The organism is Rhizobium sp. 01T417, from assembly GCF_056398905.1.
The window spans coordinates 71,580-96,109 of the sequence record NZ_JBFTQH010000022.1; the positions used below are offsets into that span (position 1 = coordinate 71,580).

24 protein-coding genes and 1 pseudogene are annotated in these 24,530 nt (G+C 57.6%); 16 read left to right on the forward strand and 9 right to left on the reverse strand.

Going from position 1 to position 24,530, the window contains the following annotated elements; all coding sequences use genetic code 11:
* Positions 1 to 42: 42 nt before the first annotated feature.
* Positions 43 to 1,128 carry an NAD(P)H-dependent flavin oxidoreductase gene (locus AC1DPR_RS20680; protein ID WP_477817053.1) on the forward strand — a complete coding sequence of 362 codons (1,086 nt, stop codon included), beginning with the start codon at positions 43 to 45 and terminating at the stop codon, positions 1,126 to 1,128.
* Positions 1,129 to 1,249: 121 nt separating this feature from the next.
* A complete protein-coding gene (locus AC1DPR_RS20685; protein WP_113471298.1) occupies positions 1,250 to 1,720 on the forward strand; it encodes a nuclear transport factor 2 family protein in 471 nt (156 codons plus the stop codon).
* 594 nt (positions 1,721 to 2,314) lie between these two features.
* Here AC1DPR_RS20685 and AC1DPR_RS20690 read toward each other — a convergent pair.
* Entirely contained in the window at positions 2,315 to 2,965 is a 651-nt protein-coding gene (locus AC1DPR_RS20690; protein WP_477817054.1) for a response regulator transcription factor, read from the reverse strand.
* Between the two features lie 253 nt (positions 2,966 to 3,218).
* On the opposite strand from AC1DPR_RS20690, the gene AC1DPR_RS20695 reads away from it, so the two are divergent.
* The gene (locus AC1DPR_RS20695; protein WP_477817055.1) at positions 3,219 to 6,047 is read left to right on the forward strand and encodes an ATP-binding protein; all 2,829 of its coding nucleotides are present in this window, start codon (positions 3,219 to 3,221) and stop codon (positions 6,045 to 6,047) included.
* A 91-nt stretch (positions 6,048 to 6,138) separates the two neighbouring features.
* On the opposite strand, the gene AC1DPR_RS20700 is transcribed toward AC1DPR_RS20695, so the two are convergent.
* The 3 genes from AC1DPR_RS20700 to AC1DPR_RS20710 are packed head-to-tail and all read right to left on the reverse strand — an operon-like array spanning position 6,139 to position 8,705.
* Positions 6,139 to 6,786: a cysteine hydrolase family protein gene (locus AC1DPR_RS20700; RefSeq protein ID WP_113471297.1), complete on the reverse strand. Its 648-nt coding sequence runs from the start codon at positions 6,784 to 6,786 to the stop codon at positions 6,139 to 6,141.
* Between the two features lie 18 nt (positions 6,787 to 6,804).
* The gene (locus tag AC1DPR_RS20705; protein WP_477817056.1) at positions 6,805 to 7,350 is read right to left on the reverse strand and encodes a hypothetical protein; all 546 of its coding nucleotides are present in this window, start codon (positions 7,348 to 7,350) and stop codon (positions 6,805 to 6,807) included.
* Positions 7,351 to 7,406: 56 nt separating this feature from the next.
* Positions 7,407 to 8,705 carry an epoxide hydrolase family protein gene (locus AC1DPR_RS20710; protein WP_477817057.1) on the reverse strand — a complete coding sequence of 433 codons (1,299 nt, stop codon included), beginning with the start codon at positions 8,703 to 8,705 and terminating at the stop codon, positions 7,407 to 7,409.
* A 383-nt stretch (positions 8,706 to 9,088) separates the two neighbouring features.
* On the opposite strand from AC1DPR_RS20710, the gene AC1DPR_RS20715 reads away from it, so the two are divergent.
* From AC1DPR_RS20715 to AC1DPR_RS20730, 4 genes and pseudogenes are all read left to right on the forward strand, one after another.
* Entirely contained in the window at positions 9,089 to 9,796 is a 708-nt protein-coding gene (locus AC1DPR_RS20715) for a type 1 glutamine amidotransferase domain-containing protein (protein WP_018855073.1), read from the forward strand.
* Positions 9,797 to 9,960: 164 nt separating this feature from the next.
* Positions 9,961 to 10,092: pseudogene (locus AC1DPR_RS20720) on the forward strand (hydrolase); the annotation flags it as partial.
* Positions 10,093 to 10,349: 257 nt separating this feature from the next.
* A complete protein-coding gene (locus tag AC1DPR_RS20725) occupies positions 10,350 to 10,856 on the forward strand; it encodes a hypothetical protein (RefSeq protein WP_018855071.1) in 507 nt (168 codons plus the stop codon).
* 471 nt (positions 10,857 to 11,327) lie between these two features.
* Positions 11,328 to 12,827, forward strand: a complete 1,500-nt coding sequence (locus AC1DPR_RS20730; RefSeq protein ID WP_018855069.1) for a L,D-transpeptidase family protein — start codon at positions 11,328 to 11,330, stop codon at positions 12,825 to 12,827.
* A gap of 38 nt (positions 12,828 to 12,865) precedes the next feature.
* Here AC1DPR_RS20730 and AC1DPR_RS20735 read toward each other — a convergent pair whose 3' ends face one another.
* Positions 12,866 to 14,083, reverse strand: coding sequence for a flavin monoamine oxidase family protein (locus AC1DPR_RS20735; RefSeq protein WP_477817058.1), 1,218 nt, complete (start codon positions 14,081 to 14,083; stop codon positions 12,866 to 12,868).
* A gap of 116 nt (positions 14,084 to 14,199) precedes the next feature.
* Between AC1DPR_RS20735 and AC1DPR_RS20740 the strand changes: the two genes are divergently transcribed.
* Positions 14,200 to 15,729: a cation:proton antiporter gene (locus tag AC1DPR_RS20740; protein ID WP_477817059.1), complete on the forward strand. Its 1,530-nt coding sequence runs from the start codon at positions 14,200 to 14,202 to the stop codon at positions 15,727 to 15,729.
* A gap of 180 nt (positions 15,730 to 15,909) precedes the next feature.
* On the opposite strand, the gene AC1DPR_RS20745 is transcribed toward AC1DPR_RS20740, so the two are convergent.
* Complete coding sequence (locus AC1DPR_RS20745) at positions 15,910 to 16,539, reverse strand: eCIS core domain-containing protein (protein ID WP_018855065.1); 630 nt, start codon at positions 16,537 to 16,539, stop codon at positions 15,910 to 15,912.
* A gap of 363 nt (positions 16,540 to 16,902) precedes the next feature.
* Between AC1DPR_RS20745 and AC1DPR_RS20750 the strand changes: the two genes are divergently transcribed.
* From AC1DPR_RS20750 to AC1DPR_RS20785, 8 genes are all read left to right on the forward strand, one after another.
* Positions 16,903 to 18,126 (forward strand): tyrosine-type recombinase/integrase, encoded by a 1,224-nt coding sequence (locus AC1DPR_RS20750; RefSeq protein ID WP_477817060.1) that lies wholly within the window; start codon positions 16,903 to 16,905, stop codon positions 18,124 to 18,126.
* Positions 18,127 to 18,308: 182 nt separating this feature from the next.
* A complete protein-coding gene (locus tag AC1DPR_RS20755; protein WP_477817061.1) occupies positions 18,309 to 18,506 on the forward strand; it encodes a helix-turn-helix domain-containing protein in 198 nt (65 codons plus the stop codon).
* A 124-nt stretch (positions 18,507 to 18,630) separates the two neighbouring features.
* Positions 18,631 to 18,942, forward strand: coding sequence for a winged helix domain-containing protein (locus AC1DPR_RS20760; protein WP_477817062.1), 312 nt, complete (start codon positions 18,631 to 18,633; stop codon positions 18,940 to 18,942).
* Entirely contained in the window at positions 18,942 to 19,970 is a 1,029-nt protein-coding gene (locus AC1DPR_RS20765) for a bifunctional DNA primase/polymerase (protein WP_477817063.1), read from the forward strand. Before AC1DPR_RS20760 ends, AC1DPR_RS20765 begins: the two co-directional genes overlap by 1 nt.
* A 92-nt stretch (positions 19,971 to 20,062) precedes the next feature.
* Positions 20,063 to 20,455, forward strand: a complete 393-nt coding sequence (locus tag AC1DPR_RS20770) for a Rossmann-fold NAD(P)-binding domain-containing protein (RefSeq protein WP_477817064.1) — start codon at positions 20,063 to 20,065, stop codon at positions 20,453 to 20,455.
* Positions 20,452 to 20,883, forward strand: coding sequence for a hypothetical protein (locus tag AC1DPR_RS20775; RefSeq protein WP_477817065.1), 432 nt, complete (start codon positions 20,452 to 20,454; stop codon positions 20,881 to 20,883). The genes AC1DPR_RS20770 and AC1DPR_RS20775 overlap by 4 nt, the downstream gene beginning before the upstream one ends.
* The gene (locus tag AC1DPR_RS20780) at positions 20,883 to 21,275 is read left to right on the forward strand and encodes a hypothetical protein (RefSeq protein WP_477817066.1); all 393 of its coding nucleotides are present in this window, start codon (positions 20,883 to 20,885) and stop codon (positions 21,273 to 21,275) included. Before AC1DPR_RS20775 ends, AC1DPR_RS20780 begins: the two co-directional genes overlap by 1 nt.
* A gap of 2 nt (positions 21,276 to 21,277) precedes the next feature.
* On the forward strand, positions 21,278 to 21,994 hold the full coding sequence (locus AC1DPR_RS20785) for a transcription termination/antitermination NusG family protein (RefSeq protein ID WP_477817071.1): 717 nt from the start codon (positions 21,278 to 21,280) through the stop codon (positions 21,992 to 21,994).
* Between the two features lie 119 nt (positions 21,995 to 22,113).
* Here AC1DPR_RS20785 and AC1DPR_RS20790 read toward each other — a convergent pair whose 3' ends face one another.
* The 3 genes from AC1DPR_RS20790 to AC1DPR_RS20800 form a co-directional block, all read right to left on the reverse strand.
* Entirely contained in the window at positions 22,114 to 23,013 is a 900-nt protein-coding gene (locus tag AC1DPR_RS20790; protein ID WP_477817067.1) for a hypothetical protein, read from the reverse strand.
* A 237-nt stretch (positions 23,014 to 23,250) separates the two neighbouring features.
* Positions 23,251 to 23,463 (reverse strand): hypothetical protein, encoded by a 213-nt coding sequence (locus AC1DPR_RS20795; RefSeq protein ID WP_477817068.1) that lies wholly within the window; start codon positions 23,461 to 23,463, stop codon positions 23,251 to 23,253.
* A gap of 136 nt (positions 23,464 to 23,599) precedes the next feature.
* Complete coding sequence (locus AC1DPR_RS20800; protein WP_477817069.1) at positions 23,600 to 24,178, reverse strand: hypothetical protein; 579 nt, start codon at positions 24,176 to 24,178, stop codon at positions 23,600 to 23,602.
* Between the last annotated feature and the right edge of the window lie 352 nt (positions 24,179 to 24,530).

The window sequence follows — 24,530 nt, forward strand, 5'->3', positions numbered from 1 at the left end:
GAGATATGACGGTCAGACACAGGATACGAAATGGAGTCCGACATGACGCGCTGGCCCGACCGCCGAATCCTCGACTTATTCGGGATTGAAATCCCCATCATTCAAGCGCCCATGGCTGGCTCGACCACGAACGAGATGGTCATCGCCGCTGCACAGGCGGGCGGCCTCGGGTCGCTGCCAAGCGCGTTGTTGAGCATCGATCAGCTAAAGGCGGCTCTGACGAGCATCCGCAGCTCGACGAAGGCTCCTTTGAACGTGAACTTCTTTGCGCATCACACGCCGCCCTCCGATCCAGCCGCGCAGATGCGGTGGAGGGCGCTGCTCGCGCCATATTACGTCGAATCCGGCCTCGATCCAGCGGCGCCGGTGACGGCAGCCGGACGTGCACCGTTCGACTCCGCTTTCTGCGAGGTGGTGGAGGAGTTCAAGCCGGAGATCGTGAGCTTCCATTTCGGCCTACCGGAGAAGTCCTTGGTGCAGCGAGTGAAGGCGACCGGCGCGAAGATCATCTCGTCGGCCACTACTGTCGCCGAGGCCGTCTGGTTAGAAGAAAACGGCGTCGACGCTGTCGTGGCAATGGGTTTTGAAGCCGGCGGTCATCGCGGAAATTTCCTGACGCATGACATGTCCACGCAGGTCGGAACGATGGCGCTGGTCCCGCAGGTCGTTGACGCGGTGAACGTCCCCGTCATCGCGGCAGGAGGCATCGCTGACGGCCGAGGCGTGGCGGCCGCCCTGATGCTCGGTGCTTCCGCGGTTCAGATCGGAACCGCGTACCTCTTCTGCCCCAAAGCAAAGATTCCTGCCGTTCATGCGCAGGCGCTCGGTGATGCGCGCGACGACAACACCGCGATCACCAACGTCTTCACCGGCAGGCCCGCCAGAAGCGTTGTCAATCGCATCATGCGCGAGCTCGGTCCGCTCTCCGAAAGCGCTCCACCGTTTCCAACCGCCGGGGCCGCTCTCGCCGCAATCAAGGCGAAAGCGGAGGAGGCGTCCAGGAACGACTTCACGAATCTTTGGTCAGGGCAGGCGGCGAAGCTCGCACCGAGGCTGTCCGCCGGCGATCTGACCCGGCGCCTGTATCAGGATGCCCTCAAAGTCATCCAAGGACGGACGCAAGGCTGAGCCTGGGAAGTGTGTCGGATCGCGCTTCTGATACTGGGCGGCAGTCAAGTGGCGCGCGGGAGGTTGATGGGCTGGCTTCTATTTCCCAACGGTCGCTTTTGAAGAAACGAAAGGATTCGCGATGGAACGGCATTTCGTTGAAATCAGTGGAAGCGAAGCCAAGGCCGGCGACGGTAGCCCTCTCGACGCTCTGATAGAGTTTTATAGAGCCTTCAACAGCGGAGACATGGCCGGGCTGGAGTCGGTCTGGTTCGACGGGGAGGCTCCAAGCATGGACAATCCCATCGGCGGCATCCGCCGAGGGTGGCCTTCGATCTCCGAAGGCTATTCCAGGCTTTTCGAGGGCCAGGCTGAGGTCCGCGTCACCTTTCACGATTTCACGAGCCAGAGTGGCGCCGACTGGCATCTCTTCGTCGGTCGCGAGCGAGGCCAATGCAAGACGCCGCGTGAGACGATCGACGTTGCTTTCCGGACGACGCGGTGGTTTGTCCGAAAGGACGATGCCTGGCGGCTGCTCCACCATCACGGATCGGTCGAGGACCCAAAGATGCTTGCCGATTACCAACGGTTGATCTTTAGCGAACGCAAATGACCAAGGGGCAGAGCCGGCGGTTGTCGGCGCTGTCTCGTTCACGACGTGTGGCCATGGCCATAAATCGATAAAGCCGGGACCTTCGAGATTACCCGCGAACTCCGCCAGCCCGATGTGCCCTACATCACCCGCATGATTGGCTCCATACAATCAACGATCGGCGACCCACACTCCAATGCAGGGAAGGCCGTCTCCAGGCGGATTGGAGACGGCCTTGGCGGATCGTGGGAGGGGGATCCGCGAGCTCCAGCGGCGGGAGGAACACTGGAGCGCTTGCTGCGCAAGCTTATCGCCAACTAGGGAGGCGATAAAACATAGCCTAAGCCGTGACGGCCATTCTGGTAAGTAAACTTAGGTATTGCCCGAATATACCTGATGGCAAATTCGGCAATCACCCGAGAGATTGATAGGAAGCATCCAAGGGCTAAGGACTAAAGACAAACTTCTCGGGCGGTAGCACAGGTCCAAAGATCTCCGTCGAAGGCAGTCGGAGAAAAATGGATCGGCGAGGACGCCTCCGACCACTTTCGCTGACAATTCTCGGCGTCCCGTCGGAGCCGGCGGCAAAGAGTGGTGCCCCGGCTGGATCCGTGTTTAGTGTAGCGGTGCAGCGCCAAGTTCGAGTTTGGCAGCCATGTTTACGAGCTCTGGCAACGATCGTGCACGCATCTTCCTCATCACCTGCCCGCGGTGGGCCTTGATCGTGATTTCGCTGAGGCTCAGTTCATAGGCGACCTGCTTGTTGAGTAGCCCAGCCACCACGAACTGCATGACCTGGCGCTCGCGCACCGAGAGGGACCGATAACGCCGGTCGAGTTCATTGACCTTGATGGTTGATGCAATGGCGGCCTGTATCTCTTCAAGGAGAGCAACCGTGTTCACCGGCTTCGACATGATTGTAAAGTTGAACCGAGATGCCGTCATGGTCATGCCGCGATGGTCGTGGCTCGTTAGCAGAATGACCGGGCAATGCATCGCATAAAAGCAGATGATCCGGGTGAGAGTCTGGACATCCAGATCGGGCAGATCAGCATCGAGAACGATGCACCCGAAGCTCGAAACGCGTCGGGCGGAGAGAAATTCAACTGCTGATCCGAAGATGTGAGGTCGCCAGCCGCACGACCGCAACTCGTCGGGCAGGATCTCGCCGATCTCATCATTATTGCTCACGACGGATACGGACGGCGCGTCCGACGTCGATATCTTGTTACTTGGGAATGTCTGGGGCAGACCGCCATTGTACATGCCATTCTCCTCCGGTTCAAAGATGAAGTCACGTAGAAGTGGTATTTTTTCTTAGAATGCGCCGATAGCGCGAAGCTCGCCAACAAGAATGGCTATTGTCTAAGCCAATACCGCCCGTGAAGCGACTTAAGTGGGTTGAGAGAATCTGAAATATCCTGAAGTATCCGGTGCGGCGTCTCCGCCGTCATGAATCGCCGCGGCGGTTACAGATGCCGCTGAGCTATTTGGCATTGGCAAGAGAGATCGGATCGCTTTGGGACAGATCGAACGGGGCCTTTTCGAATTCTGCGGCTGGGAGATGGATCTCGCAAAGCGGGAACTCAGGGCTCTCGGCGCACCCGTTCCGATCGGAAGCCGCGCATTCGACATCCTCGAGGTCCTCGTAGTGGCCGGTGGAGACGCCGTGTCGAAGGGGGATCTGATGCGCCGCGTATGGCCGGGGATCGTCGTAGAGGAGAATACACTCCAGGTCCACATATCGGCCATTCGAAAGGCTCTGGGAAAAGACCGGGATCTGCTCAAGACGATCTCCGGCCGTGGATACCGACTTCTTGGCAACTGGAAATCTGGCGCGCCATCGCTCAACGGAACGGCGCCGTCGGTGAAAACTCATTCAGCCGACGCCCGTTACGTTTCCAAGATCCCGGCGTCGATATCTGATCTTATCGGTCGTGAGAATGCCGTGGCTGAGCTTCTTACGCTCGCATCCGCTTATCGGGTCGTGACGCTGACAGGCCCTGGCGGGATCGGCAAGACGGTACTTGCATCCGAAATCGCCCGTAGTCTTTTGCCCAGCGTCGAAGGAGATGCCTTCTTCATCGAGCTGGTTTCGCTGCAGGACCCCAACCTAGTTCCGACAACCCTGGCTCAAACTCTCGACCTGCAACTTCAAGGTGACGAAATCTCGGCCGAGGTCGTCGCGCGTTGCATTGGTAGGCGAACGATGCTRCTCGTTGTCGACAACTGCGAACACGTCATCGATGCTGCGGCAGCGATGATCGAGGCACTTGTCCGCACGTGCCCAAATGTGACGGTTCTTGCGACAAGTCGAGAATTGCTGAGGATCGAGGGAGAGTTCGCCTATCGCGTCCCACCTTTGGAGGTGCCAGCTAGGGAGGAGGCGACCAGCGCTCTGGAGCACAGCGCCATCCAACTCTTCGTGGCGCGCGCTCGAGCGCTGCAACGGGATTTCGCGGACGACACGGAGAAGCTCTTGGCCATTGCCGGGATTTGTCGGCATCTCGACGGCATACCGCTGGCAATCGAATTTGCAGCGGCACGTGCTGCGACGCTGGGAATAGAGCAGATCGCCGGCCGGCTCGACGATCGTTTCGTGCTGCTCACTGGCGGGCGCCGGACGGCACTGCCTCGTCATCAGACGCTCCGCGCTACCCTGGACTGGAGCTATCAACTTCTGCCGGACGCGGAACGGGAATTGCTTTGTAGCCTGGCGACTTTTCCCGGCGGCTTTACTCTGGACGCGGCGGTAGCGGTCAGCGGCGACGGGGAAGCGGAAACGGCGCTCGTGATATCAAATCTCGTCTCAAAATCTTTGATCGCATTCGACGGTTTCGACGCTGCTCCGCGCTGGCGCCTTCTTGAGACTGTGCGGGTCTACTCGCTGCAAAAGCTGGGAGCTCGGGACGAGTTTCGGCGAACAATGTCTCGAGTTACGAAATACTTCCTCAAGCTGTTTAAACCTTTTTCGGAGGAGCGCTCCCTTCAGACGGCGCTCGACAATATCGGTCGCTACCGAAAGGAGACCGACAACGTGCGTGCGGCCTTGAGATGGGCGTTCTCGGAAAGCGGCGATGGCGTGCTCGGCGCGAAGCTTGCTGCCGCGTCAAGCGACTTTTGGACGGCAATATCGCTGGTCTCCGAAGCTGGCGACTGGGCTGAGCGCGCGCTGGAGAACATAGGAGAAGAAAACGGCTCGCGCACCGAGATGGTCTTGCGATGTGCTCTGGGATACGCGCTCATCTACACTCAGGGAATGAACAAGCGCGGAAAGGAAGTACTCACCGGCGCGCTGGCACTTGCCAGGGATCTGAACGATTACGACTATCGCCAGCGCCTAACCTGCGCCCTGTGGCTCTTCTCCGCCCGCTCGGCGGAATTGAGCGACGCTCTAGCCTATGCGCGCGAATATGAGGGGGCGGTTGAAGAACACGATGTGCGCGGACGCGCAACGGCCTCATGGCTTGTAGGCATTCCCCAGACCTATCAGGCGCTCCATCAAGAAGCCGGCGAGAGGCTTGAATGGGCGGCCACACACTATCCGCTGGTGAACCGCCGGACAGACTTGCTGCGATTGGAAGCGGACGTACGAACGTCTTCTCTGGCTCACAACACAGTGAACCTGATCGCAGGTGGCCGACTGGACGCCGCAACACTTACGGCAGAGGTCGCCATACAGGAGGCCCGAGAGACACGGCAGCCTTTCGTCCTCTGCGTCGCGCTCGCATGGTCGGCTTCCTTCGTTTCGTTAACGCTTAACGATCTGGACCGCGCGCAGGAATGGGGCGAGGAGCTTTTAGCGGAGGCATCTAAGCACGGTCTTCGACCCTTCCATGCCGCCGGCTTGTGCATCAAGGGCAGTCTCGCCTATCGAACGGGTAGCCCGGCCGAGGGTATCGAGGCTCTTCGAACCGGCCTCGTGGAACTGCGTAGTGGGGCCTACCTGTTGTTCTATCCTTTCTACCTCTGTGAGTTCGCAGCTGCGCTACAGTCAATGGGGCGTTTCAACGAGGCTTTGAACGAGGTCGCCAACGCGTTGCTGTTCTCGGAAGAGAAAGGCTACCGTTGGATGGTGCCCGAAATCCTGAGGCGGAAAGCAGAAGTGCTCAAGGCGCAAGGCTCAAGCGAGACGTCCCTGATCGAAGGTCTCTTTCAACAGGCGATGGCGGAAGCGGCGAAGCAGGGAGCACTCTATTGGGAATTGAACGCGGGCGTCAGCCTTGGTGCGTTCCGCCAGGCAAGCGTTCCGAGTGTTCTGCTTCCTGTCTATCGGCGATTCACTGAGGGCTTCAGCAGTCCGAGGCTTCTCGAGGCAAAGGCATTGATCGAGGCATCGGCTGTGTGAAGCTGCTATAGAACCGACGGACGTCGTTTTCGGTCCCGTACGACCGACGAGCAGCGCCGGCGTCTGTGGGCAGGCGCTATGACTGGTTGTCTCAGGTGGCAGGGGCCACGGGCTCCATGGTTTTCAGCGCATCGACAATCTGCTCAGTGGTTACGATCGCGCTCGCATAGTTCGGCATATTGATCACCAGCGCCGCGTGCATCATCTCGTCGGAGTAGTCGGCGACGGCGTCCTTCACGACTGTCACGTCGTATCCAAGCTCTGCCGCGAAACGCACGGTCGCCTCGATGCAGGTGTGTGCGATCAGCCCGATGACAATGAGTTTGTGAATGCCCTGCCTCTTGAGCTGCAGATCGAGATCGGTGTTGGCAAAGCCGCTGGAGCACCAATGCTCCGAGGCGACAATCTCGCGGGGCGCGGGTACAAACTCGGCCTTGAACTCTCCGCCCCAGGTCCCGTATTCAAAACTCCTACGGCTCCACGCAAGCTTTTGAATAGGCGCAATGTACTTCCAGTTCTTGTAGTCGCCTTCGCGGTACCTGTGGTGCATGGCAAAGAAGACGGGAATCTTGACCTGTCGTGCCGTACTGAGGATTTGCTCCATGTGCGGCACGCAATTGTTGGCTTCTGCGACTTCCTTGATGCGTGGCCAGATCTTGCCGCCTTCAGAGATGAAGTCGTTGTACGGGTCGACCACCAGAAGACCGGTGATGCCGCGCTCGTAGGACAGATGCATGATTATCGGCTCCCTTGGGCTTCAGGCTGCTTTCGACGGCTGTTGGCTGCGAAGCGCGTGGCGCTCGATGCTGGCTGCGAACAGTGGCGTCTCGCCCTTGTTATGGGCGATCGACATCGGCTGGCGCTGCGTGCGGAAGATCTCGAAAGGAATGCCCTGCCGGTCGAGAGAGGCGAGCATGTCCGGGGTCGCGAAGGACTGAACCCGGTTGGTAAATTCGCAGTGATTTTTGTCGATTGCCTTGACGCTTAGTTCCCAGGTCACGTGAATGGCTACCCGGCCCGTCGGCGTGAACACATCAGAGTCGGAATCAAGGATCAGATGATCCAATTCGCCGAGCGTTTCGACGTAGTGCTGCACCATCAGGCTGCCGCCGATCGTTTCGACGTTGATCGACATGCGCGTACCGTCTGGAGCGGTAGTGAAGCCGGCAGCGATATGGGCGGGCGAACAGCCCTGGTATTCCTTTTCGGGCAGCGTGAAGCACCACGTCGGGATGTCGATCTTCTCGATCGACGCGTTGATGATGGCCGTGAAGCTGGAATCGACGATCTGCTTGTCTGACATTGTCTTTCTCCTTCATCCAATGGGTGGGAATTTTGCGGGGAACGCCGCAGACGCCGTCACATCGATCTGCGGAGCGGCTTGAAGGCGGCGCGCAGATCGGCCGTGAGAAGCATCGGCTGCTCCCAGGCTGCGAAATGGCCGCCCTTGGGAGGCCGGTTGTAGAAGATGAGCTTCGGGTATGCCTTCTCGGCCCAGCTCTGGGGAGCCTGGTAAATCTCGTCCGGGAAGGCACTGACCGCGACCGATATCTTGATGCCGCGCGGATCGAAGAAACCACCCGAAGGGAAGTGCGCGTTATCCCAGTACAGGCGGGCGGAAGAGATCGCCGTATTGGTCAGCCAGTAGAGCGTGATATTGTCGAGGATATCGTCCTTCGTCAGGCCTTCCGCTTTGCCGTCGAAGACGCGAGCGATCATGTCATAGCTGCGGATGTCATGGTCAAGCATCCATGAGGCAAGACCGATCGGTGAGTCGACGATGCCGTAAAGCGTCTGCGGGCGGTTGTTCATCTCGATGGCGTAGCCAAGACCATTCTTGTAGAAATCGTCGAGCTGGTCCCACGCGCGCTTTTCATCAGGCGTGAGGTTGGCAGGCGGCGTGCCGGCTGACAGCGCCTTGGATATGTCGGCGGGAACGGTTGCTGCCATGTTGGTATGGATGCCGAGCAATCCCGGAGGCTCTTGCACAGCCATCAGCTCGGTAACGGCGTTGCCCCAGTCGCCGCCCTGCGCGACGTATTTTGGGTAGCCGAGGCGCTGCATCAGTACAGCCCATGCCTTGGCAATGCGGGGAGGGTTCCATCCGGGCTCTGTCGGTTTGCCGGAGAAGCCGTAACCCGGAAGCGATGGGATGACGACGTGGAAGGCGTCGTCGGCGCTGCCGCCGTGCGCGGTCGGATCGGTCAGGGGCTCGATGATTTTTAGCTGTTCGATGATGGAACCGGGCCATCCATGGGTGACAAGGATCGGCAGGGCATTTGCGTGCTTAGATTTCACATGGATGAAGTGAAAGTCCAACCCTTCGATCTTCGTGGTGAACTGCGGGTAGGAGTTCAGTTTCGTTTCGATTTTGCGCCAGTCGTAGTGCTTGGCCCAGTGGTCGGCGAGCTTCCTGATGGTAGCGAGCTGGACGCCCTGCGAGTGATCCTCGACCGTTTCCCGGTCAGGCCACCTGGTCGCCGCGACCCGCCGGGCAAGATCGGATAGCTCCGCATCCTTAGCCGAGAATCGAAATGGTTTGATCGCGTTTGGATCGCCACTCGCGGCAAACGCTTCAGGAAGCACGCCCAATGCACTGATTGATGCTGCCACTGCGAGAAGTGTACGGCGCGAAACCGCCGGTTGGTTATGGGACATGAGAGCCTCCTGGAGTTAGCTTGCTGGCGAGTAACAAGTCACCAAAGAGGAAATGCAGCCATTGAACTAAGGTATCGGCGACACCTTCGTATAGTGGAATCGAGAGCACGTTTGGATGTTCGTATTCAGCTCTGTCCGCTATGGTTCCGATCGATGCAGCCAACCTGAGAACATCGTCGCTCCGGTTTGGCCCTAGTGGATCGCGGTTACCGTCGTCTGGCTTCGCTTCAGGTACTGCGCGAACGAGGGTTTTCAGCGCACGGTGTTACCCAATACCAAGGTGTTGCCAATACCAACGTGCAAGTGCGCTTCCTGGCAATCGTCGGCATACTTTCCTAATGCAGCCGGTTTCGCTGCGTAACGGCAAAGGAAGGAGCCGACAGATGAAGATCCTGATGGTTTTCACATCGCATGACATACTCGGAAGCACCGGCCGCAAGACGGGCTTCTGGCTCGAGGAAGGCGCAGCACCATATTACGTCTTTCGCGACGCCGGCATCGATCTGACGCTCGCCTCGCCGAAGGGCGGTCAACCGCCAGTCGACCCGAAGAGCGATCTGCCCGAAAACCAGACCGCCGCGATGGCTCGCTTCAAGAAAGATCCGGACGCGCAGCAGGTGTTCGCGACGACGAAAAAGCTGAAGGATATGCGGTCGGACGATTTCGACGCGGTCTTCTATCCTGGCGGCCACGGGCCGATGTGGGATCTTGCCGAGGATCCGGACTCAATCACCTTGATCGAATCCTTCTATAACGCCGGAAAGCCTGTCGCGGCGGTGTGCCACGCGCCTGGCGTCTTGCATCGCGTGACCTACAAGGGGGAGCCGATCGTCAAGGGAAAGCGCGTCACAGGGTTCACCAACACCGAGGAGGAGGAGGTTCAACTGACCAACGTCGTGCCATTCCTTGTTGAGGATGAACTGAAACGGCTCGGCGGACTTTTCGAGAAGAAAGACAACTGGCAACCCTTTGCCATCACCGACGGTCGGCTTATCACCGGCCAGAACCCTGCCTCGTCCACCTCAGGTGCGCAGGCCCTCGTCAAGCTTCTGAAAGGCGCAACGGAGCAGACAAGTTCCACGGCTGCGTAACTGGCCATGCGAACTGCGTAACGACAAATCTGCGGTCGCAATTCCAGCCGTTGTGACCGCTCGCAGCCCTGCGCCTTGCCTCGGCGTCGCCAGCCGGCAAATTCATTAGCTCCGCTACGGCTGCCAGGCTTCAGTTCCTCACGCCGAAGGATTACACGCTGATCATGATCGACTATCAGTCGCAGATGGCTTTTGCGACGAAGAGCATCGATGCCGTCAATCTTCGGAACAACGCAGATCTCGTCGCCCATGGAGCCAAGGGTTTCGGCGTTTCCACCAGTCTGACCACCATGGCTTATGATTGTCCGAAGCAAGTTCTCCGTCTTTGAACCTCGACGTTGAGCGAGGGAACTTTAATGCAGGCAGGCAGTTCTGGTGGCGCAAATCGATATCTAACGGCGATATCCGCGAAATGTTGTGGCTGGTCTCAGCCGCGCCTCAACCTCGATACGAGCAAGCCCACATCGAAATGTTTCAGTTAAAGTAGCAGGCATCACTCGCCTGTCCCATTATGAAGATCAGTCGATGATGTATGCGAGTAGGGAGATCACCGATGGTCATTTCGTGGGTTGAAGTGAAAGATCGGATGCAGCAGGGTTATCGATATCCTCTGACCGCGCCCACGGGCCAAGACTTCCACCAGGGCTTTGCACCGGAACTGACACCTGCGGAGATGCTAAGGCTAGGTGTATTCGGGGGCAAATACATGACCGATTGCGCGGACGAATTCCCCAAAGAATGGTTCGCCGCGGCCAAGATTTCATCCTGGTATGATCCGAGTTTGAATTTTTTCGGCGTGGGTGCCAGCCAACCACTTAGCGTCTGGCGAGCCAAAGGCTGGATATATCCGGACGATCCCCGCGGGTGGTTTCAATGGTACTGCCGCTATTTCCTAGGTCGCAGGTTACCCGGCGAGGATGAACGCCAGATTGGGCGTTGGAAGTCTATGAAGCGACATGCATCGCAGCTACGGCGCCACTGCGAGCCCCACGACTGGTTCTGCCGTCCTCGGCAGCGACAGGCACTACTTCAGTGGGCTTATGATAGCCGAGCCCTATGAACGCGCCCGATCCTGCGCCGAGGACGTGGCTGCGACCTTACCGAAAGCTGGCTGGCCTTTCGGCACTGCGGCGGCGAGAGGACATGACCTCCGTTAGTCAGCAACCACCATTTCACTGATATCGGGGGAGCGCGCCATCTTCTCGCCGTATCCGCCACGGCTGCCAGAACTGCATGAACAATGCGAGCGCGCCGCTCCCATGGCGCCAGCGGTGCCACGATGTCAGTACACTCGCCCTTGAGGAAATAGGGTGGGATTACCAGAATGCTCGCGCGACCCGGCGTCTTCGGTGTCAGGAAGCAGGTGCTGACGCTGTTGCATGTCGGCCCTTCTCAGAAGCAGGAAGACAAGGGGCAGCATGCCGAGGTCCATACCGCCCATCTTCCGCCCGAATGTCGGCGCTGTAGTCTGGCTCATAGAACATAACGGTAGCAGCGCACGGATCTTGCTTTAATGTTTCGAGGACACCCGATGGCCCTGAGAACACTGACACTCTTCGCGGGTGCGCTCGCCGGTCTAGTTCTGTTTGCCGCGTTGGAAGGCAAGGTTAGGGCCGAGCCGCAGCCGGCGCTTGCCGAGCAGGCCAGCCCGAAAAATGCCTACGCGGTTCCTGTGCGCCGGGCTGTCCATATTTCTCGGCAGGGAGCCAGTTCGTTCTCGACACTGTTTGAGACTGTGGGAGGTAATCAATCAAGGGTACTGCGCGAGATGGGCGGCGTCTCGATCGTGATGAACAACGATATAGCGGACGCAGTTGAGGCCTATTACGGCAATCCGAAAGCAAAACTTATCTGGGTCGATGGCAAAGGTCCCACCGCCAAGGCAGTGCAGGCGTTGAACCTGTTGAAGCAGGCGGATGATTGGGGCCTGAGCACCAGTGACTATGCGGTCGCCACGACGTTTGAGACGGTTCCGCGGGGCTCGCCCGAATACGCGAAGTCTTTGGCCCTATTTGAAGCGTCGCTGTCCGGCGAGTTCTTGATGTTTCTGCAGGATAACTACCGCGGGCGGATCGATCCCAACCAGCTCTCCAACTACTATGACTTCAAGCGGAAGCAAGTTGATCTGAAGGCGGCCATCGACCAATTGTCTGCCCATCCGGATCTGATGCCGGTCGTCGACCGGCTTATGCCGAGCAATCCGAAGTTCGCCCAGCTTGCAGCGGAACTTCATTGGCTGCGATCGTCGGGTCAGGGAGGCGATAGCGCCGCCAACATTGATAAGGTCATTGTTGCGATGGAGGAAATCCGTTGGCTGCCTCAGGAGTTTCCTGATCGCTATGTCTTCATCAATCAACCGGCTTACATGGCGTATTACTATGAGCAGGGTCAGTTGGCACTTTCGATGAAGGCCGTAATCGGGCAACAGGATCATCAGACGAACTTCTTCGATGCTTCGATCAAGACTGTTCAGTTCAATCCCGACTGGGGCGTGCCGCAATCGATCATTCGCAACGAGATGCTACCGCATCTGAAGCGCGACCCCGCATATCTCGACAGGGAAGGTTACAAGGTTTCTGTAAATGGAAAGCCGATGTCCTCCGCGAAGGTCGATTGGGCCCAGCCTCTCGAGAACATCTCCGTTGTTCAGCCGCCGGGGCCGGACAATGCACTCGGACAGCTAAAGATACTGTTCCCGAACCCTCACGACATATACATGCACGATACTCCGGCGCGCGGAAAGTTCGCCGCGCAGGATCGAATGTTCAGTCACGGATGCGTACGGTTGGAAAACCCACGCGCAATGGCGGCTGCGGTTCTGAAAACATCCGTTGAATTTGTTGCACAACAGATAGCCGATGGCGAAAAGAAGGAGATGCCGGCACCGGAAGAAGTTCCGGTATATGTCTCATACTTTACAGCATGGCCAACTGCAGACGGCGTCGTGCACTATTTCGATGACATTTACGGTCGTGATGCAGAGACGCTCGCCGCGATATCGATGACGACCTCAAGCCGCAATCAATCCTGAGCGCCCAAACAACGCAGGGCGTCTACGACATCTTCAAGTCAGCCGCGCAAGACTTCGTTGGCTGCCCTGATACCACTTTCCCAGGCACCATGCGCCGTTGAGAAATCCGAGATGTGGGTGGCCTCGCCCGCAAAGAACAGTCGATCATCGACTGGGCGCGCCAATATGTTGCGGGCATCGGAGTGATTTGGGAGCGCATGACTGTAGGAACCGCGTATCCAATCGGTACGACACCACGAAGTCGCGGCCAGTGGCCGCAGATGCCGTCGTATGCCGCTACCCAGCAGGGACGACAACTGTTCAATCGCGAAAGCGAACGCATCCAGCAGCCCCGCACGCTCAATGACCAGGGCACCTGCGCCTCCGAAGAAGCCCTCGATAATCGGTCGGCCAAGCGGACGGATATAGTAGCTGCCAGTTTCGGCGTTGCGGGGATCGCCGAGAAGATGGGTCTCGGGCTCGAGGCCATGGTTCCCGTGCAGTTCGAGGAATAGCTTGTCTGCCAGGCCAAGCGGCAATTGGCTTGATGCGTGAAGATGATCGTCAACTGCCGCATCGAACGCGATCACACCGTTGGCAAGGACGTTGGTCGACGACGTAATCACAGCCTTCTGGGCGCTGATCGCACCGCGGTCGGTCTCCAGCTGGACGCCACGATCGGACAGCGCGATACGGCGCACAGGTGTCGAGGGTCGCAATGCAACATCAGGTATGCTCGAAGAAATCAGAGTGCCGTAGCCTTCGTGAACCCGCCAATTGGCATCTGATGCGGCATTGTCGTATGCAAGGAAGTCTTTGATCGACAACCGCTCGAGCGGTGTCCCATTCATGTATCCGCTTGTCGCGTCGCAATAGGCATTCCATTCCGCGTTTGCCGGCAGCGCATCGGAAGCACGGTCGCTTGGTTGGCGATCGCTGCGAATGCGGGTTTGGAATGCGTCCCACGCTGCTTCCGCCGCCTTCTGATCTTCCGGCGTGAAGCCCAAATCGCGCCACTGCCGTCGCCATGCCGTCGGGCCGCTTTCGATGGTAAGCCCGGCAGCACGAGCCATCTCGACGAGTGGATTGCGTTCGGCCGAATGAAGCCAACCACAACCCATGTCGAGCGGCATTCCGCTGATCTCAATTGTCCAGGCGCGACCGCCGATGCGGTCACTCGCTTCTAGGAGGATGACCGAGGAGCCGGCGCTGGACAGGGTCCGTGCCGCCGCAATTCCAGCAGCGCCGGCACCGACAATCGCTACGTCGTAATCCATGGTCGCCGCTCCGCCTTGAGGCGCTCGTCGCTCGTCTTTGACTGGTTCTACTACCGGGTTCTACAAGGGAATCGATCCCTCTTCAACGCGCGCTAAAGACTGCTACTATTCGGGGCATGACATTCTTCGAAACACTCGTTGCACTGCTTGCTGTCGCAATCCTGCTATTGCAGGTAACCAGACGAATGCAGCTGCCGTATCCCGGCATCCTCGCCGCAGCCGGCGTTGCCGTCGCGGTGTTGCCGGGTGCGCCAGATATACCCATCGACCCTCCGACCGCCCTTGCATTGTTCATCGCCCCCGTACTTGTCGATTCCGCCTACGACTTCCCCCTCGGCGCGGCGCGGCGCATGCTGGTGCCGCTGTTCGTCTACGCGGTTGTGGCAGTGCTGTTCACGGTTGGAGTCGTGGTGTCGATCAGTGCAGTTACCGTCGGGTTGCCCATCGCGGTGGCAGTGACTCTCGGTGCGATCGTCGCACCGCCGGATGCAGCTGCGGCGACCGCGGTCCTGTCCAATCTGCCGGTCGACCGCCGGGTCGACGCACTTCTCAAAGGCGAAAGCCTGTTCAACGATGCTACGGCGCTGCTGCTGTTCAGCGCGGCTTTGACCATCCAGGCGAGGGGCGGGTTCGAAACTGAAACCGTAGCGCGGATGGCTTTTGCGGCGCCGGGCGGAGTTTTGTTCGGAATTGCCTTCGGGTTTCTGGTTTCACGACTTCGTACCGTCACCGACAATACGGTTGGCGGCACGCTGCTTCAGTTCGTCTATGCATTCGCGACGTGGCTGATTGCCGAGCGTCTGCACCTCTCTGCCGTGCTGGCAACAGTGGCAAGTGCGATGACACTCGCTACCCTTGCCAAGGTCGACGATCCTCCGCGCATGCGGGTCCACTCGTTTGCCGTCTGGACGACCGTGGTCTTCTTGTTGAACGTGGTTGCCTTTCTGCTGATGGGACTGCAGGCCCGCCGCATTGTTGGCGCCATGTCGGCGGCCGAGCTGGAGAGGGCGATCGGGTTCGCTGCGATCGTCGTCGTAGGCGTTATTGCGTCGCGCTTGGCGATTGCATTCTTTTTTCACGCGGTTGTTGGCTATCGGCATCGGCGCGGTCATGAACTCGCACCCTTTGAACATGGTGAAACGCTGCTGGTTGGGTGGTCGGGTATGCGCGGACTGGTTACCCTTGCCACCGCGTTCGTGTTGCCCGCGGACTTCCCCGAACGAGACCTCGTGGTTTTGACGGCCTTCTCGGTCGTGCTCGCAACACTGGTCATCCAGGGCGCGACTCTCGCGCCCATGATCCGCCTCCTGAAGCTCGGGAGGGAGGACAAGTCGAGGCAGGAAATCCACATGGCACGCAAGTCTCTTGCCCAGGCTGCCCTTGGCCGCCTTGAAGGCGAGAAGGGCCCGGAGGTCGAGGCCATCAGACTAGCCTATCGAGAAATCTGCGAGAGTGGCCCTGGGTCTTTGCCAGCACGCCGTCGTGATCTGGCCCTTGCCGCTGTACTGGCGCAACGCAAACGCCTCGACGAACTGCGCGACGCGGATCGTGTCGGTCCTAGCCAGTATCTTGAACTGCAGGAGGATCTCGACTGGAAGCAGCTTGCCGTGGCTTTGGACGAGGAGCGGCGAATTACCGAGAGTTAGGTGCGCACCAAGAGCGCTCGCGCCTGGATGAACTCCATTTCCTGGTCCTGATGAAGGACAAGATCCTCGAAATTCAGAGAGTTCTCAGGAAGGTCGAGGTTGGATCATCAGTGGAATGTTTGTCTGGCTAGCCCAAGCGCCTCGCTCCTTGGGCAGCGTTTGCCTGGCGCTCGACTCCGATCATTTCAGGCTGCATTTGTGATCGACATCAAGGCTGGGGAATTCTTTCTGTTGATGCTTCCAACGGTCGTAGCCGTCACCTTTGGCATAAGCTTGACTTTCGACCGTCCGCCAATCCCGCGCATATCGGACGGCAAAACCCTCCACCCCCCATTCCCGGAATTGGTCGACATGCGTCAACTCATGGGCCCACGCACAGGGACTCGCGGCTACACGCGGGTCTCTGAACACAACGACATCGATTAGGGTAACTGCATCTGCAAAACCGCCATGCTCCAGCAAGTAGGCAAGGCTGAAGGAGCTGTCGTTATTGATTTTGTATCTGACGCGATTCATTGAGTCTTCGCTGGCATAGCCGGTCAACTGACGGCGAATGTGTGCAGGTATCGGCAAAGCCTTGTGGATGGCCTCATCGCGGCTCGCAGTGATTACGCTCGCGAGTATCGGGCCGCTCAGAACATGTGCCTGAAGCTCGTTGAGAGCGTCGACCACACTTTCATTTGCGATGATGACGAAGCTATTGTCCCTGCGGTCAGCCTGATAATGAGCAACGGCGGATGGTCCGTCGAGCATCAGACTAACGGCAACGATGACAGACAGGACCCAGATAGTCGCGCGGCGTCGGTTCATCGCAGTAATTTCTTCTCATCGGTAAGACATGATAGTCCTGTGGATCATCCGCGGCTACTGCGTTGAATTCTCCTATGGATCGCCGAGCCTCGGTCACCCGTATGGGTTTCTCCTCTCATTCCCAGCATGGCGCAATCTAAGATAGCAAGCGAGAACGAGCTATCGATGAAAATCGTCTGATATCAGTGTTATGAATAAAAAACTTGGCGGAAGAGGTGTCAGGCGAATTGGTGTCCGCAACAGTTCGCAAGCGTCCGTTATCACCTTGAAAATAAAAGGTAATCTACCTTTCATTGTTTACGCAAATTCGCTATGATTCGCTTGTAGCCAGCACTGAAAGTGGGGAAACAAGTGGGGATCGGATTGGCGCGCGGGCTCAATAAACTCTCAGCTTCCTTTGTTTCATCAGACAGGTTGAAGGCAGGTCGCCACAGCGATGGCGGGGGCCTCTATCTCAATGTGTCAAAGAACAGTGCCAAGTCCTGGGTGTTCATGTGGGTCATCTCCGCAAAGCGATACGAAATGGGCCTTGGGTCCGCCGGGAAATCTGGCAAGGCTGAGCTGGTTTCTCTGAAGCAAGCTCGCGAAAAGGCGCAGGAGATCCGCGATATTCTCGGCCGCAAAGGCGACCCCTTCATGGAAGCGTCGGATCGGAAAGCAGCCCTTAAGCTGGAAACCTTTGGCTCTGTTGCAGATGAGTTCGTTGGCATCATGAAGCCAAGCTGGTCGAACCCAAAGCATGTCGCTCAATGGGAAATGACCCTTGGAAACACCTATTGCGGAAAGCTGCGCAAGCTTGCGGTGCAGGAAATCGACACCGAGCACGTGCTGCAGGTCCTGACACCGATATGGCAGAAAAAACCGGAGACCGCCTCTAGGCTACGTGGACGCATAGAAAAGGTCCTCGACTACGCAAAGGCTAAAGGATGGCGGTCTGGGGACAATCCTGCAAGGTGGAATGGTCATCTGAAGAACGCGCTGCCGATGCGAAAAAAAGAAAGCGTGAAGCATCACGACGCGATGGATTATCGAGACCTTCCGGCCTTTTATAAGTCGCTCTCGGACGCCATGGCCGCCAAGGCCCTTCGGTTCCTAATCCTCACGGCTTCTCGATCGAACGAAGTGCTCGGGGCGCGATGGGAGGAGTTCGACCTCGAAGCCGCGGTCTGGATTGTTCCGGCAAGTCGTATGAAGGCGAGGGAGGAGCATCGGGTGCCGCTATCTCCACAAGCGTTAGCAATCATCAAAAGCCTGTTGGAGGTGCGCATCGGGGATTTTGTTTTCTTTGGACAGCGTCCGCGTCGACCACTGTCGAACATGTCGATGGAAATGCTTTTGAGAAGAATGAAAGTAGATGTGACAGTACACGGATTTCGATCCAGTTTTCGCGATTGGGCCGGGGATTCAACTAGCTTCCCACGCGACCTCGCAGAGGCTGCGCTCGCACATGTTGTTGGGAACAAAGTCGAAGCAGCTTATCGCCGAAGTGACGCATTAGATAAGCGTCGTAAGTTGATGAGAGCGTGGGCTAATTACTGCTCAATAGATCGCAGTTGCGCTGTTGTGCCGCTAAAAAGGGTGTGTTGACAAAATCATAGGAATAAATGGAAACATAACGAGAACAAAATTCCTTGTGGATGAACCGGCGGTTAGCTCCTATGTGGGCGCATGAATACAGTATTGTACGTCATTGTTCGAAGTAGAGTTCAGGTTCGTACTTAGTCGCCTGGGCCACTTTGAGACAGTCACTGGGTTTTAATGGAGATGACATGGAACCTGACAAAGCTGCCCTAACCATACCCGAGTTCTGCACGCTCTATGGTATCGGGCGAACGTTCACGTACGAGGAAATAGGGGCGGGGCGTCTTCGAGTGAGGAAGGCTGGAAAGCGGACCTTGATCAGAAAGGTAGACGCTGATGATTGGCTTAACTCGCTCCCCGAGACGCCAACGAAAGGAGCTGCATGAATAAACCACTCAACGAAAAACGGCATGGGTTAACGGTCGCCAAACTCAGAAAACCCATGCCGCTGTTTTTCGAAATCACCCCGAAGGGGACCTCTCCTCTCCCATCAGCATTACAGGAGCGCCGATGAGCAGCCAATCTAAAGCACGTACATGCATACGAGTCGAGATCATTGATAACGGAGAGTCGGTTGGTCAACCGATTACTGTTGTTGGGCGCAACGCGTGGGCGTTGAAAAATCTCATCAAGGCCGGCAAGAACGGATGCACCCCTCTCACTCATCCTGGCCCCCGATGGGCGCACTACGTGTATCGCTTGCGGGGTGCCGGCTTCGCGATAGAGACCGAACATGAGCCTCACGGCGGCGACTTCCCAGGGACACATGCGAAGTATCGTTTATGCTCTGACCTGCGCGTACTGGAGGGCGGCGCTGCGTAATGGGTGCGTTTGCGGAATGGCAACCCCAGTATGCTGCTCACGGGATCAGTTCTTTCCCCGTTGTTGTCGACGAGAAGCACAAAAAGCCAGCGGTGAAAGGCTACCTCAAGATAGGTCTCCCCACCAGCAGCCAACTCGCACTGAAGTTCCCGGCGCATAACGCGCTGGGGATTGCGTGTAAACGCAACGGGCTCACGATCCTCGACGTTGATACGACAGACGAGCGTGAGCTTGCCGACGGGCTTTCCCGCCACGGGCAAACGCCATTCATCGTTCGAAGCGGGTCCGGCCACTTTCAGGCGTGGTACCGCAACAGCGGGGAAAGCCGTCATATCCGTCCAGACCCAGAGCGACCGGTTGATATCCTTGGTGATGGGTATGTCGTTGCCCCGCCCTCGATCGGCGCCCGAGGTCGGTATCAGATCATTCAAGGAAAGATGGATGATCTCGATAACCTGCCGACGATGGCCAACGTCATCAAGCCAGCGCTCACTTTCCGGATCGATCCGAAGACGGCTGAACGTAGCGACAAGCCCAGCCTTCGCTCAAACACCATGCGGGACGGTGATGGGCGCAACAATTCGCTCTTTCGCCGCGCGCTGCGCCAAGCCCGAAACGCCACTACCCAGGAGGAACTAATCCAGATGGTTTCCCAGGCAAATCTACAGTTCGCCGAGCCGATGCATTCGGATGAGGTCCTCAGCGTCGCCAACTCGGCTTGGAAGTACAAATTGGCCGGCCGTCTCATGGTGAGCGGCGGCGAAGCATCGGCGGTCATCTTCAGGAGCGACAAGGATCACCTGTGGGATGTTCCGCTCGCGCTCTCCCTGCTGATTACCTTACGAATGGAAAACTCGTACCGCGACGGCGGCCCGTTCCAGCTTGGTCAAGGCATGGCAAAGGCGATGGGCGTGAGTGTTCCGACCTTTCGCGCTGCACGCGATGTCCTCGTTGGTCGAGGTTTTCTAGAAATCGTCCACCCGGGGGGAAGAGGAAAGAACGATCCCCCGATTGTGAGACTGCTGTGATGACAGAGGCACAGAGAAAAGGAGAGAGGTGTGTATAGTTATATTGTAGCAAAATTCTTTCTACTAAGCGTTCGGTCGACCGGCGGTGCGATATGAGCATTTCCGCCCTTCCAAAAATGACCGAGGCAGAAGCCTATCAGTATCTCGATTTCGTTGGCTTTCGGATCTTCGGTTGGACTGTAGTGGACCGAAAGAAGCACCACCCCAACAGCAATACGGCCAAGGCTATCGACAAGCGGTTTCGCGATGTGATCGGCAATCAGCCGACCGTCGACGCCTTCGTTGATGCTGCGATGCGCGGCGAGCCTGTGCACCTGCTTTGGCCCGAGGAAATGCGGGAGGAGGTCAAGCGTGCCATCGAGACGAAAGTGCCGCGCGCCATGAACGAGCCGACGAGCGAAGAGTTTGCCCAGAGCATGAGCGAGGGCGGGCGATCCGATTGGACCTTGCCTGACTTCCTGAAGAGCCACGGGAGAGACGCATGATCCTGAACGTCACCCGCAACGACGATGGCCAATTCGAAATCACCGACCAGCGCGGCAAGGTGGTGGACGGTCCTTTCGACACTAACGCCGCCGCCTGGAAGGCTCTCGATCGCCTCGACAACGAAGCCAATCGACCGGCCAAGCCGAAGAGCAACAAGCGTGTGCTGTGGGGAAAGCCAGAAACGCCGAAGTCGAAGAAGGGGCGCCGTAAGGCCAAACGTCAGCAGGAGCGCCAGGATCGTCAGATAATGGCGAATGCCGGCAAGGCTGCTGGTTGGGTTCGTAGTATCGCGGCCGCGAAGTTCGATCCGGAAGGCGAGCGGAAGTTCCGAGACTACAAGCTTGGTACGTTTGGTGCCGCCTCTGACGTCAAACGTATCGATCCTGCAACCTACTTGGCCGAGAAGGCCACGCGAGGTGAACATTGATGTCTATGGTCGACGAGCTCCCCGAGGACGTGCAGCAGCGCATGATGGAAAAGCTGCTCGGCAAGGTGAATGCCGAGCGCATCAAGACGGCGACCAAGGGTTTCCGGCCGATGCCTGTCCGAGTCGCCTACGAGTACTATCAAATGCCAGGGCAGCTTTTCAGGAACTGGCGGATCGATCGCATCGAGAACGGCCGAAAAGACCATCACCTCGCGCACGCCGACAGCGAGGACTGCATGGCTGAAGTCGAAGCGCTGAAGCGCAAGGGCTTCACGGTGCGACAGGTGACGATGGGCCTCCAACCTACAAAGGCTCAGCGCGAGCAAGCCCGAGCGGCTGGACAACAGCGCCGCAGCTCAATCATGAACCAGCTGAAGGATATCAAGATTTGAACATGCAGACCCTCAGTCGAGCCTTCAATCCGTACAAGGAAGACCAGTTGGCGAAGGAGACGCGGGCCGAGGAACTTAGGTTCCGTAAAGCTCGCCACGATGAAGGCCAGGCCGGCCAGTGGGGGCCAGTCGCTGATCTTTGGTTCGCGGTCAAGGCAGCGCCAGGATCTCAGCGCTCGCCATCGGCACCCGCCGGCGACGAAAGGGCCCCGTGCCTGAGCCTCATCGAGCGCAACCTCGCCAATGCGGGCTTCGAATCCTTCATGCCGACCTACCGGATCGTCGTGAAGCACCATCGGAACAAGAAGTTGATCGAGCGGCGCTTCCCGATCTTCACCGGGTATGTGTTCGTGAACCTGCCGACCCAGCGCTTCGTCCCGGTCGAGGCTGTCGAAGGCGTTGGGAAGCTTCTGAAGTACAGCCGGACCTACGGCGACGCTCCCGAGCCTTTCAGCTTCCCGCAAGAAGTGATTGATCGCCTCCGCTACATGGTCTGGGAGGAGGACCAGAAGTACCTGCTGGAGAAGGCCTTGCGGATGCGCCAGGAGGAAGTCGATCGAGAGATGATGGAGATCAAGAAGGCTGCATCGAGAGCAAGCCGCAAGATCCGCAATGCCCAGTATTCCGAGTTGGCCGGCGGCCTAAATCGGAGCCTCAGGGCACCGTCATCCCGCGCTTTGGTTATGCAAACAATGGATCAATTGTTGAAACTCGGGTGATCCGCTTGCAAACGCATAACTGTTTGGTAATATCTGCGCACTGATTTGGTGGATGTACAGTGCGCAGAGCGACGGTCCACCGCGGTTCCCCAGCAAACCGCGCGATGGAAGAAATGCGCCTAGAAGTCTCGGTCGTCTCTGCCAATTGCCTGCAAGTTTTGGATTCCCGGCATAGCCTGCAAGAACGAAAAAGTGCTTTCGAGATTCATCCCAAGTGAACTTGTCCCGATAATTTCTGAGGTTGCAACGATGAAGGCGTCAAGCTGAAGCGCATTTTTGTCTTCAAGCCTCTTTGTCGAGACAATTATCGAGAAGCCCGGCTTAAAAAAACTGCAAGTTCCCTGGAAGCATTGGGCTTGGTTGAAGCCGTTTTGGGAAAAGTGCCTTCTAACTTTCAGGGGAAGGGTCCCCATCTGATTAAGTTCCTGTAGCTCAGGGTCGGTTAGCGCGATTGAAGCCTCGAAGGTAGAGGACCCAATATTGGGCCTAAGCCAGGGTTTAGTCGGAGCATACGAGAAACTGCTCTCTGTATCGGCCTTGCTTATACTGCTTTGGAGGTCCTGCGCGTCGCGGATCAAATTGCTGTTGTCCTGGTTGAGGGCGGCAATAACTGCAAATGAATGCTCTTCCTGACCGCCTATGCAAGTCACCTGCATCCAGGTGCCGTCCAGCCGAAGGACCCGGGTTAAGGTGTTCATAGGATGAGCAGAAACTTCAGCGTTCCCCATCTTAGCCCAATCATCTACGGCAGAGATGCAGTCATTTGGATGACGAAACGGAACAATCGCCGAGCCCACAAAGAACGGGACGTCATTGTAGTTGATCAGAGCGAACTCGCGTGTCGTCCAGATCCTGTTGGCGCCTGTCACTACAGCTGTGAAAATGAATGCAATCGCGCCTGTGCCCTGTAAAACTTTGAACCAATTTTCTGCAATCCAAGACGTTAGGCGAGCAAAAATCCCCTTTGCTTGCGCTGGTTCTGCCGGAACCACTGCCTGCAGTTGAACATCTTCGTCCATTGCACTCGCCCCCGTCGACTCCCCCACGCCCACAATCCCAAGGGAGAAAAGCAGCAATCGCAGCTTGCATCCTAAACCTGAAAGAGTCGAGGCCACTAAATGCAGGTCAGCAAAGGGGAAACAGCGGTACCCCGCTTAGGAGCCCACTTATAGTCGCAGCCGCTCTCCGGAGGTGTGCAGGTACTGCTGGGTGGCGGGAGAGTGAAGCGGTAGCTGGTATGCTCCAGCTACCGTCATTCAGTCAAAGCGGACCATTACGCAGCCTTTGCCCGCAGAAGAAATTCTGATCAGATCTTGGGTTGTCTTCGAACCTGGAACCCAGATCACAGCTCCTTTGCCAGAGGCAGCTGCGGCTATGCGTATCAAATCTTCGGTTGTCTTGCCGGCATTGGTAAGATCAAGCCCCCCGCCTGCAGCCGCTATCATAATGCAGTCTTCAGTCGTTTTCATCTTTGTCTCCTTCTTGCTTGGAGGGCGCAGCAAACGATTGATAACCGTGAGTCGCAAGGCTCGCAGATTGCAAACCGCACAATCCACAGAGTTCGGTCCGTCCAAATTTGGGTTGCGGGGACAGCCGGACGAACGATCAGCCTTCACACCGGATGACGATTTCGTTTACGCCCCATTGGCCTCCGCCGCGATCAGAGCGCATGAAGCCATAGGGAGAGGCAACCTTGAGGCCTCGCTGCGGGCACAGTTCGTTCGCCAAGTTGCCGATGTCGGCCTGACTGGCAGAATGGCCTATATGTCGTACGAAGTCGTAAGGTGGACATTTGTCAACGTTGTCAACGTCAACGTTGCAAACCACGAATTCCTGAACAGTCGGTGCGGGATCGGGACTCGGGGCGGGGGGTGTCGATGGGATGTTGGTCGGACCTCTCAAGATGGCGGCGAGGGTTAAGCCGCTCAAAAGAAAAGCGACTACAAGTGCCGATATTGTTACTTGCCATTGTCGCTGTTCTTTCAACCGAAGTTGCTGCATAACAATGTCGAACTTTTTCCCTGCAGGAAGCTCTGACGTATTAACGTTGATGTACTCCGCCGCTACTTTCGTAGCTTCAAGGCGCTGTTCAGCAGGAACAGATTCAAGCGTTTTGCGAACGCTTTTCAAACGCGAGTTATAGGCCTGAAGGGTCGCGGCTACAATAAACGCAACAAGCGTCATTGCGCCTCCGACGTACTGAATGGCGTCCCACATGCTGCATCCCCCACAGCGCGTAATCAATCTCAGCTTGCATTAGAACTGCGGAAGAGTCGAGCGCTCTGTGCGCCGTCCAAATAATCAAAGGCGCCGAAACCTTATGGCAAAGAAGAACCCCACCAAGACCGTAGGGCGCTCAAGCTGGCTCTGGCTAGAGGCCCATCGCCTGCGGATTCCGAGGCAATCCGCCCCCGCATTCCGAAATGATGCCGCCCCCCAATTCCGAGAATTAACCGCCCCCTTGTTCCGAGATGATGCCGCCCCCTGATTGGGGCTGTTTGTCGGGGTGTCCTGCTGGTGAGACGTTCCTCCTTTC